Genomic DNA, 17803 nt, shown 5'->3' with positions numbered 1-17803 from the left:
TGGACCGCAAGGGAGGAAGAAAATGACCGTTGAAGTTCTGGCGGATCGCAGTGCACGGGCAAGGCGCGACGAGGAAGTCGATGTCGTGATTGTCGGCGCCGGTCCATCCGGCTCGGTCGCAGCCCTCCATCTGGCACGCGCCGGCATTTCCGTGGTCGTGCTCGAGCAGGGCGAATGGCCGGATTACGCCGACTATACCGGTGCCCGTCCGGAGCACGAGCTTGTCAGCACCAAGCTCTGGCACCCCAATCCCAACGTCCGCGACAACCCGAACGACTATCCCGTCGACACCTCGACGACGGACATCAACCCGCTGATGTTTGCCGGCGTCGGTGGCAGCGCGACGCTCTACGGCGCGCAATGGATGCATTTCCTGCCGTCCGACTTCCGCGTGCGCTCGATGGATGGCGTGGCCGAGGACTGGCCGTTCACCTATGAAGACCTGTTGCCCTACCAGCTCGAGATCGAGCGCGAAGTGGGCGTTTCCGGCCTTGCCGGCGATCCGGCCTATCCGCCGCGCGGCGCCTACCCCTTTCCGGCGCTCCCCATGGGCTCCGTCGGCCAGCGCGGTGCGCTGGGTATGGAAAAGATGGGCTGGCACTGGTGGCCCGGCAGCAACGCCATCCCGTCGGAGAAGTTCGGCGAACTCAATCCCTGCGTGCGCCGCGGAACCTGTCTGACGGGCTGTCCGGAGGGCGCGAAATCGACGACCGACCGGTCGCATTGGCCACTGGCCCTGAAAGCCGGCGCGCGGCTCGTCACCCGTGCCCGTGTCAAGGAGATCGAGACCAACGACCAAGGACTGGCGACCGGTGTCGTCTATGTCGATGCAAACGGTCGCGACCGGCGGCAGCGCGCCAAGGTGGTGATCCTGTGCGCCAACGGCGTCGGCACGCCCCGGCTGCTGCTGATGTCGGGAGGAGCCGGGAACCCGGACGGCCTTGCCAACTCCTCGGGCATGGTCGGCAAGCGGCTGATGATGCATCCCTTTGCAAGCGTACTCGCCTCTTACCAGGATCCGCTGGATTCCTGGCGCGGTCCCTTCGGCCAGCAGGTCTATTCGCTGGAATTCTACGAGACCGACGAAAGCCGCGGCTTCGTACGCGGCTCGAAATGGAACTGCATGCCGTCTGGCGGCCCGGTCGGCGTATCCGGCGCGACCGGGTCCAAGGTCTATGTCGCCGAAAGCGGCCGGTTCCAGGATTTCTGGGGCGCCAACCTGCATGAAAATGTAGCGCGCCGCTTCGGCCACTCGCTGATCTGGGGCATTGTCGGTGAGGATCTTCCGGAGGAGAGCAACCAGGTGGTCCTGTCGAAGGATCTGGTGGATTCCGATGGCCTGCCCGCGCCGCAAATCGTCTACAAGGTCAACGAAAACTCCAACCGGCTGCTGAAGTTTAACATCGACCGCTGCCTGGAATCGGTGCGCGCCGCCGGCGCCATCGAGACGCTGGTTTCGACGCCGGTGCGTGAATCAGGCTGGCATCTCATCGGCACCACCGTCATGGGCAACGATCCGAAGCGCTCGGTCGTCGATCAATGGGGCGCCTGCCACGATGTGCCTAACCTCTACGTCATGGATGCGTCGACCTTCCCGACCTCGGGCGCCACCAACCCGACGGCGACCATCATGGCGGTCGCGCTGCGCAATACGCGCCGCATGATCGCCGAGCGCCGCAACCAGAAGGTGGCCTGACATGTCGAACCAGAACACTTTCTTCGCGCTCGCCGATTTCCTCATCCCGGCCCATGGCAAGATGCCGAAGTTCAGCGATGTCTGCGGTTACGCCGATGTCGAGAAGTCGTTGGATTTTCGTATTGATCTGAAGCCGGGGTTTGCGCGCGGCATCGCAGTCGATCCGGCCAACGGCGCCGAGGCTCGCCTGGAAAGCCTCAACAAGGAGGATGGCGAAGCCTTCTCGGCGATCACAACGATTGCCATCGCCACCTACTATATGAGCCCGCGCGTGCGCGAACTGATCGGCTATCCCGGCCAGGAGAACGTGCCCTACGATTCCAAGGCGACGCAGATCTACCTGACCGACGGCTCGCTCGGCCACGTCATCGCGCGCGGCCGCAAATATCGGCCGACTCCCGGCCTTTGATCTCCCAATCAACCGGAAAGGACAATCCAATGGGCAAAGACGTATTCGACAAGGGTTTTGAAATCCGCAAAGCGGTTCTGGGCGCCGAATTCGTCGAGAAATCCTTCGCCAGCGCCGACGATTTCAATGGTCCGCTGCAGGAACTCGTGACCGAATATTGCTGGGGCGCTGTCTGGGGCCGTGACACGCTCGACAAGAAGACCCGCAGCATGCTGAACCTCGCCATGCTTGCCGCGCTCAATCGTCCGCACGAGCTGAAGATGCATGTGAAGGGTGCGCTGACCAACGGTGTGACCAAAGACGAAATCCGCGAAGTCCTTCTACAGGTCGTGATCTATGCCGGCGTGCCTGCAGGCGTCGATTCCTTCCGAGTGGCGCGCGAGGCCATGCAGGAAGTCGGAGCATGACAACCCGTCCGCCGCTGGCCACGGAAAAGCTTTCGATGCTGATCGGCGGCCGTTCGGCCGCCGCGCAGTCGGGGGATTTTTTCGAATCCTTCGATCCCTTCACCGGCAAAGCCTGGGCGCTGGTTCCGCGCGCCGGCGTTGCCGATGTGGATGCGGCCGTTCAGGCAGCCGCGGCCGCCTTCCGCGGCGAATGGCGGACGATGACCCCAAGCACGCGTGGGCAGATCATGACGCGCTTTGGCGACCTCGTGGCGGAGGAGGCCGAAAACCTGGCCGTTCTCGAAACCCGCGACAACGGCAAGCTGATCAATGAAATGCGGATGCAGTGCAAATACATTCCGCAATGGTTCCGCTTCTTTGGCGGCCTTGCCGACAAGATCGAGGGGCGTGTCATCCCGATCGACAAGCCGGGCGTGTTCAATTACACGCGCCGCGAGCCGCTCGGGGTTGTGGCCGCCATCACGCCGTGGAACTCGCCCTTGATGCTGGCGACGTGGAAGCTTGCCCCAGCGCTCGCTGCCGGCAACACGATCGTCTGGAAGCCGTCGGAATTCTCCTCGGTGTCGGCATTGTTCTTCGGCCGGCTTTTCGAGAAAGCGGGCTTTCCCAACGGCGTCGTCAACATCGTGACCGGGTTCGGCCATGAAATAGGCGACCGCCTCGTCACGCATCCCGATGTCGCGAAAGTGGCTTTCACCGGTGGTGATGCAACCGGCCGCCGCGTCTATCAGGCGGCCGCCGGCGGGCTCAAGAAGGTCACGCTCGAACTCGGCGGCAAATCCGCCAACATCGTTTTCGCCGACGCCAAGATGGATGCCGCCATTCCGGGCCTCGTTTCCGGGATCTTCGCCGCGACGGGGCAGACCTGCATCGCCGGCTCGCGCGCGCTTGTGCAGCGTGCTGTCTACGACCAGGTGACGGAGAAGCTGGTCGCCTTCGCAAAGACCGCGAGGATTGGCGATCCGCTCGATCCCGAGACCCAGGTCGGTCCGATCACCACCCTGCCGCAGCGCGCGAAAGTGCTCGACTACATTGGCATCGCCAACGGTGAGGGAGCCGAGCAGTTGCTCGGCGGCAAGATACCCGAGGACAAATCGATTGCCGAAGGCTGGTTCGTGGAGCCGACGATCTTCGGCAACGTGAAGCAGTCCATGCGCATCGCCCAGGAAGAGGTCTTCGGACCGGTGCTGTCGGTCATTCCCTTCGACGATGAGGACGAGGCGGTGGCCATCGCCAACGATACCATCTACGGGCTCGCGGCCGGGATGTGGACGCAGGACCTCGGCCGCGCTATCCGCCTGCCCGAGCGGCTCGAGGCCGGCAGCGTGTGGGTCAACATGTATCGCGCCACCAGCTATCTCTCGCCCTTCGGCGGCTACAAGCAGTCGGGCATCGGCCGCGAGAACGGTCAGACCGCCATCTACGAATATCTTCAGGAAAAAAGCATCTGGATCGACGCCGGGAATTCCATTCCCGCGCCGTTCGTCCAGCGCTGATCGAAGAGTCCCTTCGGAGGAATCATGAACATACGTTTCGATGCCGTGCCGCCACTCGATCCCAAGGTGGCGGCGTTCGTCGGCGGCAAGCACGCGATGCTGATCGGCAGCGCATGGCTCCCGGCAGCTTCGGGAAATTCACTCGACGTCATCGACCCCTCGAACGGCCGGGTCATCGCGAATGTGCCGGCCGGCGATGGTGCCGATGTCGATCTGGCGGTCCAGGTCGCGCGCAAGGCGATTGACGGCCCCTGGTCGAAAATGGTGCCGGCCGAGCGCGCCAGGCTGATCTGGAAACTCGCCGATCTGATTGATGCCAATGTCGATATGCTGGCGACGCTCAATTCCTATGAGAGCGGCAAGCCGATTGGCGATTCCCGCAATGGCGAGGTGCCGTTCACGGCTGAGACGTTCCGCTACTATGCGGGGTGGGCCACCAAGATCAATGGCGAGACGATGACCATCAACGCGCCGTGTGACTGGCACGCCTACACCCGCCGCGAGCCGGTCGGCGTCGTCGGCCAGATCATCCCGTGGAATTTCCCGCTCAGCATGCTGGCCTGGAAGGTGGCGCCGGCACTGGCGGCCGGCTGCACGATCGTGCTCAAGCCGGCCGAGCAGACGCCGCTCGGAGCGCTCTACTTCGGTAAGCTGACCCAGGCCGCCGGCTTTCCGGAAGGCGTGGTCAACATCCTGACCGGCTTTGGCGAAACGGTTGGGGCGGCGATGGCGGCCCATCCAGATATCGACAAGGTGGCTTTCACCGGTTCGACCGAAGTCGGCCGGTTGATCGCGCGAGCCGCGACCGGCAATCTCAAGAAGGTCAGCCTGGAACTTGGCGGCAAGGCGCCGACCATCGTGCTCGGCGACGCCGATATCGACATGGCGGTGGCGGGCGCCTCAAGCGCAGCATTCTTCAACGCCGGGCAGAGCTGCGGCGCGGGAGCGCGGTTCTTCGTTCACAAGAAGATCTACGACAAGGTCATGTCCGGCATTGCCGAGCGAGCCGAGAAGCTGAAGCTCGGCGCCGGGCTTGATCCCTCAACCGAGCTCGGCCCCGTCGTCTCACAGCAACAGATGGAACGCATCATCAGGCTGATTTCGCAAGGCAGGAGCGACGGTGCTGAAATCGTCACCGGTGGCGCGCGCGCCGGCGAAGTTGGCTATTTCGTCAAGCCGACGGTCATTTCCCGGACGCGGCCGGACATGTCGGTGATCCGCGAAGAGATATTCGGGCCGGTGGCCTGCGTAATGCCCTTCGACGACGAGGACCTGGACAGCCTCGCCAAGGACGCCAACGACACGGAATATGGACTTGCCGCATCAATCTGGACCAACAATCTGGGCGCCGCGCATCGGCTGGCCGCGAAGATCAAATCCGGCACTGTCTGGGTGAATTGCCACAATTTCAACGACGTCACCATGCCGTTCGGCGGTTTCAAGCAATCGGGCTGGGGGCGCGAACTTGGCGAACAGGCGCTCCAGCTCTACACAGAGACCAAGACCGTCGCGATCCGGCTACCATAGGCGAGGCGGTCAATGTCCTGCTACGAGACGATCGACACGCGGTTCGGAGATCTGATCGATCCGGTCGCATTCCTCGAAACCATCCATACGGGAAATCGCTGGGCGGAGGGACCGGTCTATTTCGCCGACCTTCGCTCGCTGCTCTGGAGCGATATTCCCAACGACCGCATGCTGCGCTGGGACGAGGACACGGGGGCGGTTTCGCTGTTCCGAAGCCATGTTTCCAACCCGAACGGCAATACACGCGACCGGAACGGAAGGCTGGTCACCTGCATGCAGGGGGAGCGCCGCGTCGTGCGCACGGAATGGGACGGTGCGATCACCGTGCTGGCCGATTCGTTCGATGGCAAGCCGTTGAACTCCCCGAACGATGTGGTCGTGAAGTCCGACGGCAGCATCTGGTTCACCGATCCCAACTACGGGATCATTTCGGACTATGTCGGGCGCAAGGGCTTGCAGGAGCAGACTGGCTGCCACGTCTACCGGATCGATCCCGGCTCGGGAGCAATCACTGTCGTTACCGATGATTTCTCCATGCCGAACGGGCTCGCCTTCTCGCCCGACGAGAAGCGCCTTTATATTTCGGACTCCGGCTTTCTCACCGATCGCAGCGCTCCGCATCACGTCAGGCAGTTTGACGTCGACGGCGACAGATTGGTAAATTCCCGCGTCTTCGCCGACATATCGCCTGGCATTCCGGATGGCTTTCGCGTTGATATCGCGGGCAATCTCTGGATCAGCGCATGGGATGGCGTACAATGCCATACGCCCGAAGGTGAACTCATCGGGAAAATTCAGGTGCCGGAGATGGTTGCGAACCTGGCCTTTGGTGGGCCGCGCAACAATAGGCTGTTCATCACGGCGACAACATCGGTCTATGCCGTGTTCCTGAATGTCCGAGGCCAGAAGTACCCGTTCGGCACGTGACACCACTGGGCGAGCCTGGAAGCGCCGCAGCAGCGGATGGTTAGGGTGAAAGTTGGACACGAAGCAGCTACAGGTATTCATCGCCGTCGGTGCGGCTGGCAGCTTCTCGAAGGCCGCGCTCGACCTCAACGTCACCCAGCCGATGGTCACGCGCCATATTCGCGGGCTTGAGGAGGAACTCGGCGTCGAGCTGTTCTATCGCAACGGCCGCGGTGTCGTGCTGACCGAGGCGGGCGTGCTCTTGAAGGCCCATGCCGACGAGATCGTCGAGCGCATGCGGCTGGCGCAGAATGCCGTCTCGAATCTCAAATCCTCGCCGAAGGGAAGGTTGGTGCTAGCCGTGCCGCCTTCGGTCGGCACCGTGCTGACGGTGCCGCTGGTCAAGAAGATCAAGAACGAGTTTCCCAATGTCGCGCTACAGGTGATCGAAGGTTTCAGCGGCCATATCCTGGAATGGCTGATCGCCGGCCGCATCGATGCCGCCGTGCTTTACAATTCGCCGAACCATCCTTCCATTCTGACCGAACCGCTGGCCGATGACGAACTTTTTCTGATCGGACCGGTCTTGTCCGAGCGCGTGCTGCCGCGCGGGCCGGTCGGCCTCAACATCTTCGCTGAGCTGCCGATGATACTGCCCAGCCGCCCGCACGGGCTGCGGCGGCTCATCGATAATACCCTGGCGGAGCATGGCATCTATCCGCGTGTCGAGATGGAACTGGAGGCGATGCCTTCAACCTTGCTGCTGGTGGAGGAGGGAACTGGCTATACGGTTCTGCCCTATGCTTCCGTGCATCTCCTTGTCGAGGCTGGCCGCATCGAGGTCTGGCCATTCGACCCGCCGATTACCCGACAGCTGATCCTCGCGACCTCCTCGCAGCGACCGATGTCCTCGAACTTTCGCCCACTCTTCCGCGCGGTGCGCACGGAACTGCGAGACATCATTTCCACCCACATCTGGAAACCATTGACGCCATCTTGAAAACCAATGGGCTCGGACTTGCGTCATGGTGCAGATAGAAGCGTCGCTGTTGCGGATGAGTGAGCGGGCAATGGCGATCGCCAGATGCGACTTTCCCGTGCCTGTTCCGCCGACCAGGACGACGTTGCGCTGATCGGCGACGAACGTGCCGGCGGCGAGATCGCGGATCAGAGGTTCGTTGACGGGCGTGCCGGTGAAGTCGAAGTCCTCGATGTCCTTGGCTAAGGGCAGCTTGGCGACGGCGAGCTGGTATTTGATGGAGCGGGGCCTGCTTCTCCCGTATCTCGGCCTGCAACAGATCGCCGAGAAGCAAGCCGGTGGCATCCGCGCTCTGCCTGCGTCGCGATTTGGCAGAAGGGCAGGCCTTTCCAATGCCTTGAGCGTATCGCTTGAGGCGACAATCGCTTCTCTAACAAGGGCGTGACGGTATTGTCGGATGCCGTCACGCCGGCTCCGAGCAGCCCCCCAGCGCACAAAATCATCCACCGGTCAGCGCTTCTATGTCGTGGCGCAGTTTCAGGATAGCCGCCGTGAAGCCGGCCTCGCCTTGCTTGAAGCGCGTCGACGGCGTCGGGATCGACACGCCGTAGAAATCACCCTTCCAGTCCTTGAAGGCGATGCCGACCGCCGAAATGCCTGATGTATGTTCATCGCGGTCGAAGGCGACACCTTGCTGGCGGACTCGCGCAATCTCTTCGATGAAGTCGCGCATCTCGCGTTTGATGCCCGCGCGGGTCCATTCGCCGCGCGTGAAGTGCTCCACTGCATCATCCTCCATGAGCGCCAGGCAGGCCTTGCCGTTGGCGGTTGTCGTCAGTGGGAACGTTTCCCCGACTGAAGAAACCGCGCGCAACCTTTGCGTGCCGGCAATCTGGTCGATGAAGATCAGGATGTTGCCACGCAGGATCGACAGGTCGACCGTCTCCTCGGTATCGCGCGACAGATTCTGAAGCAGCGGCCGGATGGTCTCCGCGATGTTGTAATGGGCGGATTCCGCGAGCGAATGCAACTCGGGCCCGAGCCTTATGCCTGAGCCGGCGCCGGAAACGATCACCAACCGCTCGGCCTGGAGCGCGCCGACTATGCGCTGCACGGTCGATCTTGGCAGGTCGACCCGTTCGGCGATCTGGCCGAGGCTCATCCCGGTCTGCGAACCCTTCAGCGCCCGCAGCACCGACGCCGCGCGCGCGATGACTTGAATGCCGTTCCTCGCCTCGGCTGCGTCGGCTTCCGACATCGTCCTGCTCCAAACTCTGCGCTCTGGCGTTTGCCATGGAAATCCTGAGCACGCCAGCCTCATTGCGGGCTTGATGAACCGTATCACGATACAGCTTGACTGCAATATGGTACATATGTATCAAATTGCAGTACAGGAGACTCGGGAGGAGTTGTCCCACATTTCAATCGCAGATCTGGCCCTGCCTCGGTGGGGGATGGAGGATTTTGTCATGACGATCATGGTTCGCGGCATCGAATTCCAGAGTAATCTGGATAATCCGATGGGCATCGAATTCTACAACCTGTCCCATCGTTTCGGCTACCAGTGCCCCAATTGGCCCTATTTCCGCGACGTCCGCATCGAGCGCATGCACTACATGGCCAAGTCCGGCGTGCTGTCGCAGACCATCACCACGACCATGCATGTGACGACCCATATCGATGCGCCGGCGCATGTCGTGCAGGGCACCCCCTTCATCGACGAGGTACCGCTGCCGCATTTCTTCGGCTCCGGCATCGTCGTGTCGCTGCCGAAGAAGAAGTGGGAGCAGATCACCGGCGACGATCTCGAGAAAGCCTGCGGCAAGGCAATCCGCAAGGGCGACGTGCTGATCATCAACACCGGCTGGCATAAGGTCTACGAAGACGGCGATTATTTCCCATACTGCCCGGGCTTCGTGCCATCGGCCGCCGACTGGATGATCGAGAAGGGCGTCAAGGTGGTGGGGCACGACACCCAGGCCAATGACCATCCGCTGGCCACCGCCATCGGCCCGCAGCGCAACGGTCCGCTGCTGCCGCATTTGGCGCAGGAGTACAAGCAGTGGTCGGGCGGCATCGACTGGAAAGATGCTTTCCCGGAATGGGAGCCGGTGCACCAGAAGATCTTCAAGGCAGGCATCCTCGGCATTGAGAATGTCGGCGGTGATCTCGATGCCGTTACCGGCAAGCGCTGCACCTTCGCCTTCTTCCCGATCAACTGGGACCGCGGCGACGGCTGCATCATCCGCCTGGTGGCGATGATCGACAAGGGCCAGAAATACCGCATCGAGCCCGGCGAGGCGTTCTGATGCTTGCCAAGCGCTTTGCCGACGCGAAGCCCTACGAGGCGCCCAACCATCGCGGCGTTGTTGGGCTTCGTCTCCAGGGCTTCGAGGCCGGCGGCCCGGAAAACCAGTGGGTCGGCCTGTCGCAATTCCTTCCGTGGGGTGGAGCAGGACCGGACTCGACGCCATTCGAAAAAGTCTACGTCGTCCTCGAGGGGCAAATGACGGTGATCGCGAGCGGTGCCGAGACGGTCCTGCAAAAATACGATTCCTGCACCATCGCGCCCGGCGAAGTGCGCGAGATCGTCAATCGCACGAACCATGTCTGCACCATACTGGTCGTCATTCCCTATCCGCCCGGAGCGAAGCCATGAGCGACCCAAAGCCCCAAGGTGCGAAGCCATGAGCGACTTCCTGGAGAACCCGCTGTCGTTGTTCGACATTGCCGGCAAGGTTGCAATCATCACGGGCGCATCCGGCGCCTTTGGCGCACTGGCTTCGCAGGTCCTTGCCGGAGCGGGCGCAAAACTCGCCATTGTTGCTGGCAACGCAAAAGCCCTGCAAGACACCGCGGCAGCGTGTCTTGAACTCGGTGCCGAGGTCGAAGCAATCAATGCCCGGCCGTCCGATGAGGCTGCCTGTGAGGCGATCGTCGCCAGGGCGGTGAAGCGCTTCGGCCGCGTCGACATTCTCGTCGTCGCATCGGGCAAGAACGACGTGGCGAAAATCACCGAGATGGCGCCGGCGCGTTTCCTCGACGTGATGGACGCCAATGTCACGCAATCATGGCTCATGGCGCGCGCCGCCGGCAAGCAGATGCTGGCACAAGGGCAGGGAGGCAAGATGGTGCTGATGTCTTCGGCGCGCGGCCTGCTCGGCCATCCTGCCGGCTACACCGCCTATTGTGCATCGAAGGCCGCCGTCGACGGCATCACCAGGGCGCTCGGCTGCGAATGGGGACCGACGGGCATCACAGTCAATGCGATTGCGCCAACCGTCTTCCGCTCGCCGCTGACAGCCTGGATGTTCGAGGACACGGAGAACGCGCAGAATGTTCGCAAGGGCTTTCTGGCGCGCGTGCCCAAGGGTCGTCTCGGCGAGCCGCAGGATCTGGCCGGGCCGCTGCTGTTCCTGGCTTCGAAGGCTTCGGATTTCTACACCGGGCACACGCTCTATGCCGATGGCGGCTATACGGCGGGCTGAGGCATGACGCGGGCGAAGAAAAACATCGCGATCGTCGGCGCCGGCCTCATGGGCCATGGCATCGCGCAGGTCTTTGCCCGGGCCGGGCATCGTGTCCGCGTCTTCGACGCGCAACCGGCGGCTTTGGACACGCTGCGGTCGCGCATCGCGAAAAACCTTGCTGACCTGGGTCTCAAGACCGGCGCGGAACGCCATGTGTCCGGCCACGCCGACCTCGGCGAGGCGGTCACCGACGCGGATGTCGTCATCGAGGCGGCACCCGAAAAGCTTGACCTGAAACGCGCGGTCTTCGCGGATCTGGTGCGGCTGGCGCCGAAGTCGGCACTGCTTGCTTCCAACACATCGGTCATCCCGATCGGCCAGATCGCCGAAGGCCTGGAAACACGCGCGCGTATCCTCGGCACGCATTGGTGGAATCCGCCCTTCCTGGTGCCGCTGGTGGAGGTGGTGGGAACGCCCGATACGTCGTCCGAAGCGATCGCGGCGATGATCGAGCTGTTGTCTTCCGTCGGCAAAACACCGGTTCATGTGAAGAAGGACGTTGCGGGCTTAGTCGGCAACAGGCTTCAGCATGCACTGTGGCGCGAGGCCATCGCCCTCGTCGCGGAGGGCATCGCCGACGCCGAGACCGTCGACACGGTCGTCAAGGCAAGTTTCGGCCGCCGGCTCGCAGTGCTCGGTCCGCTCGAGAATGCTGACCTCGTCGGCACCGATCTGACGCTCGACATCCACAATGTGGTTCTGCGGCATTTGAACCGGTCGCCCGACCCGTCGCCTTACCTGAGCGAACTCGTCGCTTCGGGCAGGCTCGGCATGAAGGCGGGCGCAGGGTTTCGCCATTGGACCGATAGCCAGGCGCAGGCGCTGCGCGCTTCGGTTTTTTCGTATCTGAAGAATTTCGTATCAACGCCAACTGGCTCGGGAGGAGAACATGGCGAAGACGATGAAGGCAGCCGGCGCAAGACATAGAGTGACGCGCCGCGATTTCCTGAAGACAGCGGCCAGCGCCGCTCTTGCTGCGCCGGCGATCCTCAAGATGACGCGTGCCTATGCCGACACGCCGAAGCTCAAGGTCGGGCATGTCAGCCCGCGCACCGGGCCGCTCGCCGGTTTCGCCGAGGCCGACGAGCATATTCTTGCCGGCATCGCCAAGGCTTTTTCCGGCGGCATTGAGAACAACGGCAAGTCCTGGGCGATCGAGATCATCTCCAAGGATAGCCAATCCAATCCAAATCGCGCCGCTGAAGTCGCATCGGAGCTGATTCTGAAGGAGGAGGTCGACATCATCGTCGCCGCCTCGACGCCCGACACGGTCAATCCGGTCTCGGACCAGGCGGAGCTCAACGGCACGCCCTGCGTGACGACGGACTGCCCGTGGCAGCCCTATTTCTTTGGTCGCAACGGCAAACCCGATACCGGTTTCGAATCGACCTATCATTTCTTCTGGGGCCTTGAAGACGTCATCGCCAATTTCATGGCGTTGTGGGATCACCCGGGCGTTGGCAAGAAGATCGGTGGGCTGTTCCCGAACGATGCCGACGGCAATGCCTGGGGTGACGCCGAGCGGGGCTTCCCGAAGCCGCTTGCGGCGGCGGGCTATGCGCTCACCGATCCTGGCCGCTACCAGCCGCTCAGCGACGACTTCTCGGCACAGATTTCCGCTTTCAAGGGCGCGGGCGCCGAGATCGTCACCGGCAACATGATCCCGCCCGACTTCGCCACCTTCTGGAGCCAGGCGGGCCAGCAGGGATTCAAGCCCAAGATCGTGACCATTGGCAAGGCGCTGCTGTTCCCATCAGTGATCGAATCGCTCGGCGAGCGGGGCAATGGGCTCAGCTCCGAAATCTGGTGGACGCCGAACCATCCCTTTGCGTCGAGCCTGACCGGCGAGACGGCGAAGGCACTGGCCGATGGCTATGTCTCGGCGACGGCTCGTCCCTGGACGCAGCCGATCGGCTTCAAGCATGCACTGTTCGAAGTGGTCGCCGACATCGTCAAGCGAGCGGCCGATCTCGAGGACCATGCAGCCATCATCGAAGCCATCAAGGCGACCAATCTCAAGACCATCGTCGGCAGCGTCGACTGGTCGAAGGGGCCGGTGAAGAACGTCTCCAAGACACCGCTCGTCGCCGGCCAGTGGCAGAAGAAGGATGGCAAGTTCGAATTGGTGATCACCAGCAACAAACAGGCGCCGGAAATTCCTGTCGGCGGCGAACTCGTCCTTCTGTAGGCTTCCGGGCAGCGGCTGGGCTCGGCCTGGTCGCTGCCGATACATTTCAAGGAACGTCTTGTGCCCATTCTCGCTGTCAACGGCGTTAGCAAGCGCTACGGAGCCCTGCAGGTCACGGACGATGTGACGCTGTCGGTCGCCGAGGGCGAGGCGCTGGGCATTATCGGCCCCAATGGCGCGGGCAAGACGACGCTGTTCAACCTGATCGCCGGAACCGTGCTGCCCGACGCCGGTACGATCGACTTCAACGGCTCCGACGTCACCCGCATGCCGGCACGCCAGCGCTGTCATCGCGGCATCGGCCGTTCCTTCCAGATACCGCACCCGTTTGCCGGCATGACGACCTACGAGAACATCCTGGTCGGTGCCGCCTTCGGCCGCAACGCATCGGAACGCGACAGCGAGGCGAGGGCAGTCGAGGTGCTCGAGTTGACCGGCCTCAGGCGCAAGGCAAATGTGCTTGCCGGCCAACTGACCCTTCTTGAGCGCAAGCGGCTCGAAATGGCCCGCGCCCTGGCCAGTGATCCGAAACTGCTGTTGCTCGACGAGATCGCAGGCGGGCTGACAGAGCCGGAATGCATCGAACTCGTCGAAGCGATCAGCCATGTGCGCGCGGCCGGCGTCTCGATCATCTGGATCGAGCATGTCGTCAACGCCCTGCTTGCCGTGGTCGACCGCATCGCGGTGATCGACTTCGGCAGGAAGATCGCCGACGGTGACCCGCGCACCGTCATGGCAAGCCCGAAGGTCGCCGAAATCTACATGGGCCTGGACGCCGGGGCCGCGCATGGCTGAGCCGCTGCTTTCCATTCGCGGCCTGAAAGCCGGCTATGGCGACTTCCAGGCCTTGTTCGGCATCGACGTCGACCTCCAGGCAGGTGAGGTGCTGGCGCTGATCGGCGCCAATGGGGCGGGGAAATCGACACTGCTGAAAGCGATCGTCGGTCTGGTGCCCTGCAGCCGCGAGATGGTGTCGCTACGCGGCGAGCCGATCGGCGGCGAGCGGCCAGACCGCATCGCAAGGCGCGGCATCGCTTTGGTGCCGGAGGGACGCCGCCTGTTCCGCTCGCTCAGCGTCGAGGAAAATCTCGTCATCGGGGGCGAGCGCGCGAAACCCGGCCGCTGGACACAGGAAACGGTCTACCGGCTGTTTCCGATCCTTGGCGAGCGGCGCAAAAGCCTGGGCACAGCGCTGTCGGGCGGCCAGCAGCAGATGGTGGCAATAGGCCGCGCGCTGATGGCCAATCCCGACATCATCCTGTTCGACGAGATATCGCTCGGCCTGGCGCCGGTCGTCATCAAGGACATTTACGCCGCCTTGCCGGCGATCGCCGCCACCGGCGTCTCGATTATCCTCGTCGAGCAGGACGTGTCGCGGGCGCTTGGCGTGGCCAGGAGCTTCGTCTGCCTGCAGGAAGGCAAGGTATCGCTCGCGGGCCGTCCCGCCGAGCATGACCGCGCGGCGATTACCGCCGCCTATTTCGGGATGCATCGCTGATGGACTGGGTCAACGCCATCGTCCAGGGCGTGCTGCTCGGCGGGCTCTATGCGCTGTTTGCTGCCGGCCTGTCGCTGATCTTCGGCGTCATGCGCCTGGTCAACATCGCCCATGGCGATCTGATCGTGCTCGCCGCCTACATCGCACTGGTGGTGGTGCAGGCGACCGGCCTGCATCCGCTGGCCTCAGCCGTCATCGTCGTGCCGCTGATGGCCGCGATCGGCTACGGAATGCAACGCTTGCTGCTCAATCCGACCATCGGCAAGGATCTCTTGTCGCCGCTGCTCGTCACTTTCGGCATTTCGGTGATCCTGCAGAACGGCCTGCTGGCGACATTCACGGCCGACAGCCGACGGCTCGCCGCCGGTCCGATCGAAACGGCGGGCATCGAGATCCTGCCGGGTCTCAGCCTCGGCATCCTGCCGCTGATCATGTTCGCGGTGTCGGTTCTGCTTATCTTCGGGCTCGAATGGATTTTCTACCGAACCAGTCTCGGCCGCGCTTTCCGCGCGACCTCGGATGATGCCGAGATCGCGCAACTGATGATGCTCGACCGCCGGCATGTCTTCGGCATGGCGATGGCGCTGTCTGCGGCGGTCGTCGCCATCGCCGGCATCTTCCTCGCCATCCGCACCAATTTCGACCCTTCATCCGGCCCGGCGCGCCTGCTGTTCGGCTTCGAGGCTGTCATCATCGGTGGGCTCGGCAATCTGTGGGGCACGTTGGCTGGAGGCATCGTGCTCGGCGTGGCGCAGGCGATCGGCGCGCAGGTCTCGCCGGGCTGGCAGATCCTCGCCGGCCATCTCGTCTTCTTCATGGTGTTGGCGCTGCGGCCGAAAGGCCTGTTCCCGAGGATGGATTGATGAGCGCCAGTTTCTCCATCGAGCGCTCCACCGCGACCAGCCGTATCACCGCAGCCGCAGCGCTTGTCGTGCTCGTCTGCCTGGCGGCGGCGCCCTGGTGGGCCGGCCGCGCCAATGTCCGGCTGCTTGGCGAGATCTATTCCTTCATCGCGCTGGCCAGCCTGTGGAACCTGCTTGCCGGCTATACCGGCCTCGTCTCAGTCGGCCAGCAGGCCTATGTCGGTTTCGGCGGCTACGCGTTGTTCGCGCTTGCCATGTTTCTCGGCGTCCATCCGCTGCTGGCGATCCTTCTCGCTGGCGTGTTCGGCGCACTGATCGCCATCCCGATCGCGCCGCTGCTGTTTAGGCTGCAGGGCGCCTATTTCGCCATCGGCACCTGGGTCCTGGCCGAAGTGTTCCGCCTCGGCTTCGCGCAGGTCTCAGCGCTCGGCGGCGGCTCCGGAAGCAGCCTGACGGCAAGCGTCGTCACCGGCATCGCGACAAGCCGCGACCTGCGCGAAATGCTGGTCTATTGGACGGCGCTGGTGCTGGCGCTGGCGGCGCTGGCCTTCGTCATTCTGCTGCTGCGCTCGCGCATGGGGTTGGCGTTGACGGCGCTGCGCGATAGCGAGATCGCCTCCGAAAGCCTCGGCATCGACATTTGGCGCAGCAAGCTTTTCGTCTATGTCGCGGTCGCCGGGCTGACCTCGATGACTGGCGCCTTCATCTTCCTGCAGAAGCTGCGCATCTCGCCGGACGCCGCCTTCAGCGTCAACGACTGGACGGCCTACGTCATCTTCATCGCCGTCATCGGTGGCATCGGAACCATCGAGGGCCCGATCGTGGGCACAATCCTGTTCTTCCTGCTGCGCGAGGCATTGTCCGATCTCGGAACCGCCTACCTGTTGATCCTCGGCGCGGTCGCCATCCTGGTCATGCTGAAAGCGCCGAAAGGGCTGTGGGGCATTCTCGCCGAGAAGACCGGCTTGTCGCTGGTGCCGATACGCCGGCGCGTGACCTTTCAGGACCAGTAGAACAATCGCCGCTAAGGCGGCAAGGAAAGGAACCAGCCCGTGGCCGACCTGTCGAAGAAAGTCATCATCACCTGCGCCGTCACCGGCGGCATCCACACGCCGACCATGTCGGATGCACTGCCTTTCACGCCGGATGATATTACCCGTCAGTCGATCGAGGCGGCCGAGGCGGGTGCGTCAATCCTGCATCTGCACGCGCGCGATCCGAAGGACGGCCGTCCGACGCCGGACCCGGCTGTGTTCATGCAGTTCCTGCCGCGCATCAAGCAGGCGACAGACGCGGTCATCAACATCACCACCGGCGGCGGCCTCAACATGAGCGTCGAGCAGCGGCTGGCGGCGCCGCTGATCGCCAAGCCCGAGATGTGTTCGCTCAACATGGGCTCGATGAATTTCGGCATCTATCCGCTCGCCGACCGCTATTCGTCGTGGAAGTATGAGTGGGAAGAGCCCTATCTGCGCGGCACCGACGACTTCATCTTCCGCAACACCTTTCGCGACATCGAGCGGATCCTGAAGTTGCTCGGCGAAGGCCATGGCACAAGGTTCGAGCACGAATGCTACGATGTCGGACATCTCTACAGCCTGGCGCATTTCGTCGATCGCGGCCTGGTAAAGCCGCCTTTCTTCGTCCAGATGATCTTCGGCATTCTGGGCGGGATCGGCCCCGACATGGACAACCTCGGCTTCATGAAACAGAAGGCCGAAAAGCTGTTCGGCAACGACTATCGCTGGTCGGTGCTGGCTGCCGGCCGTTTCCAGATGCCATTCGCCACCCAGGCCGCCATGCTCGGCGGTTCGGTCCGCGTCGGGCTCGAGGATTCGCTCTACATCGGCCGTGGCAAGCTCGCGAGCTCGAACGCCGAACAGGTTTGTAAGATCCGGACCATCCTGACCGAACTCGGCCACGAGATCGCTACGCCAGCCGAGGCTCGAGCGATGCTGGGGTTGAAGGGTGGCGATCTGGTCGGCTTTTGAGACAGCGCCGTGGATGGCCGGGATTTCGAACTCAAAGACCAGCTGTGGGACCATGCGGAACGATACGGGAAACTTTCTAATTTTAGCCCACGAAAAACGCAATATAATCAACAGCTTCGTACATCCTCCGGGCCTGCCAATTCTTGTCGGGACAAAGGACTTTAGCCTGGCCCGAGGTAACGATCCTGAACATCAAGGCGAGTCGACGTTGCGTGAGGACGTTGCTTGATGGCGGTCGCTTCGCGGCTCATCTAGCTAGTCGCCATGAATGTGCTACCTATTGTGATACCAATCGAGCTTGGAAGCAGAAAAA

General features: G+C 62.9%; 18 protein-coding genes and 1 pseudogene. 17 read left to right on the top strand and 2 right to left on the bottom strand.

The features are described 5' to 3' along the window. Positions 1–22: 22 nt before the first annotated feature. Genes AC56QQ_RS27655 through AC56QQ_RS27625 form a run of 7 tightly spaced genes read left to right on the top strand, consistent with a single transcriptional unit; the run spans position 23 to position 7441 of the window. Positions 23–1696 (top strand): GMC family oxidoreductase, encoded by a 1674-nt coding sequence (locus tag AC56QQ_RS27655; protein ID WP_497124134.1) that lies wholly within the window; start codon positions 23–25, stop codon positions 1694–1696. A gap of 1 nt (position 1697) precedes the next feature. Further along, positions 1698–2105 (top strand): hypothetical protein, encoded by a 408-nt coding sequence (locus tag AC56QQ_RS27650; RefSeq protein WP_497124133.1) that lies wholly within the window; start codon positions 1698–1700, stop codon positions 2103–2105. 29 nt (positions 2106–2134) lie between these two features. Then, complete coding sequence (locus tag AC56QQ_RS27645) at positions 2135–2512, top strand: carboxymuconolactone decarboxylase family protein (RefSeq protein ID WP_497124132.1); 378 nt, start codon at positions 2135–2137, stop codon at positions 2510–2512. Next, positions 2509–4008 carry an aldehyde dehydrogenase gene (locus tag AC56QQ_RS27640; RefSeq protein WP_497124131.1) on the top strand — a complete coding sequence of 500 codons (1500 nt, stop codon included), beginning with the start codon at positions 2509–2511 and terminating at the stop codon, positions 4006–4008. The genes AC56QQ_RS27645 and AC56QQ_RS27640 overlap by 4 nt, the downstream gene beginning before the upstream one ends. A 24-nt stretch (positions 4009–4032) precedes the next feature. Continuing rightward, positions 4033–5535, top strand: a complete 1503-nt coding sequence (locus AC56QQ_RS27635; protein WP_497124130.1) for an aldehyde dehydrogenase family protein — start codon at positions 4033–4035, stop codon at positions 5533–5535. A 12-nt stretch (positions 5536–5547) separates the two neighbouring features. After that, positions 5548–6462 carry an SMP-30/gluconolactonase/LRE family protein gene (locus AC56QQ_RS27630; protein WP_497124129.1) on the top strand — a complete coding sequence of 305 codons (915 nt, stop codon included), beginning with the start codon at positions 5548–5550 and terminating at the stop codon, positions 6460–6462. A 52-nt stretch (positions 6463–6514) separates the two neighbouring features. Next, on the top strand, positions 6515–7441 hold the full coding sequence (locus AC56QQ_RS27625) for a LysR family transcriptional regulator (protein WP_497124128.1): 927 nt from the start codon (positions 6515–6517) through the stop codon (positions 7439–7441). Between the two features lie 48 nt (positions 7442–7489). Here the strand turns inward: AC56QQ_RS27625 and AC56QQ_RS27620 are convergent. Next, a pseudogene (locus tag AC56QQ_RS27620) lies at positions 7490–7751 on the bottom strand (ATP-binding protein); the annotation flags it as partial. Between the two features lie 168 nt (positions 7752–7919). Then, positions 7920–8678 (bottom strand): IclR family transcriptional regulator, encoded by a 759-nt coding sequence (locus tag AC56QQ_RS27615; protein ID WP_497124127.1) that lies wholly within the window; start codon positions 8676–8678, stop codon positions 7920–7922. A 211-nt stretch (positions 8679–8889) separates the two neighbouring features. On the opposite strand from AC56QQ_RS27615, the gene AC56QQ_RS27610 reads away from it, so the two are divergent. The 10 genes from AC56QQ_RS27610 to kce all read left to right on the top strand — a co-directional run bounded on the left by AC56QQ_RS27610 (position 8890) and on the right by kce (position 17490). Beyond that, positions 8890–9729, top strand: a complete 840-nt coding sequence (locus tag AC56QQ_RS27610; protein WP_497124126.1) for a cyclase family protein — start codon at positions 8890–8892, stop codon at positions 9727–9729. Then, entirely contained in the window at positions 9729–10079 is a 351-nt protein-coding gene (locus AC56QQ_RS27605) for a cupin domain-containing protein (protein ID WP_497124125.1), read from the top strand. The genes AC56QQ_RS27610 and AC56QQ_RS27605 overlap by 1 nt, the downstream gene beginning before the upstream one ends. 28 nt (positions 10080–10107) lie before the next feature. Further along, positions 10108–10908, top strand: a complete 801-nt coding sequence (locus tag AC56QQ_RS27600; protein ID WP_497124124.1) for an SDR family NAD(P)-dependent oxidoreductase — start codon at positions 10108–10110, stop codon at positions 10906–10908. A gap of 3 nt (positions 10909–10911) precedes the next feature. Continuing rightward, positions 10912–11877 carry a 3-hydroxyacyl-CoA dehydrogenase family protein gene (locus AC56QQ_RS27595; RefSeq protein ID WP_497124123.1) on the top strand — a complete coding sequence of 322 codons (966 nt, stop codon included), beginning with the start codon at positions 10912–10914 and terminating at the stop codon, positions 11875–11877. Beyond that, complete coding sequence (locus AC56QQ_RS27590) at positions 11840–13138, top strand: ABC transporter substrate-binding protein (protein WP_497124122.1); 1299 nt, start codon at positions 11840–11842, stop codon at positions 13136–13138. The genes AC56QQ_RS27595 and AC56QQ_RS27590 overlap by 38 nt, the downstream gene beginning before the upstream one ends. Before the next feature lie 60 nt (positions 13139–13198). Further along, on the top strand, positions 13199–13933 hold the full coding sequence (locus AC56QQ_RS27585; RefSeq protein ID WP_497124121.1) for an ABC transporter ATP-binding protein: 735 nt from the start codon (positions 13199–13201) through the stop codon (positions 13931–13933). Beyond that, the gene (locus AC56QQ_RS27580; protein ID WP_497124120.1) at positions 13926–14636 is read left to right on the top strand and encodes an ABC transporter ATP-binding protein; all 711 of its coding nucleotides are present in this window, start codon (positions 13926–13928) and stop codon (positions 14634–14636) included. Before AC56QQ_RS27585 ends, AC56QQ_RS27580 begins: the two co-directional genes overlap by 8 nt. Then, positions 14636–15499, top strand: coding sequence for a branched-chain amino acid ABC transporter permease (locus tag AC56QQ_RS27575; protein WP_497124119.1), 864 nt, complete (start codon positions 14636–14638; stop codon positions 15497–15499). The genes AC56QQ_RS27580 and AC56QQ_RS27575 overlap by 1 nt, the downstream gene beginning before the upstream one ends. Then, positions 15499–16512 (top strand): branched-chain amino acid ABC transporter permease, encoded by a 1014-nt coding sequence (locus AC56QQ_RS27570; protein WP_497124118.1) that lies wholly within the window; start codon positions 15499–15501, stop codon positions 16510–16512. Before AC56QQ_RS27575 ends, AC56QQ_RS27570 begins: the two co-directional genes overlap by 1 nt. A 105-nt stretch (positions 16513–16617) precedes the next feature. Beyond that, entirely contained in the window at positions 16618–17490 is an 873-nt protein-coding gene (gene kce / locus AC56QQ_RS27565) for a 3,5-dioxohexanoate:acetyl-CoA acetone transferase (RefSeq protein WP_497129151.1), read from the top strand. Positions 17491–17803 lie beyond the last annotated feature (313 nt).

The organism is Mesorhizobium sp. RCAM 05099 (assembly GCF_059683685.1).
The sequence above is the reverse complement of the archived record's forward strand: the minus strand, read 5'-3'. Positions and strand labels throughout refer to the sequence as shown.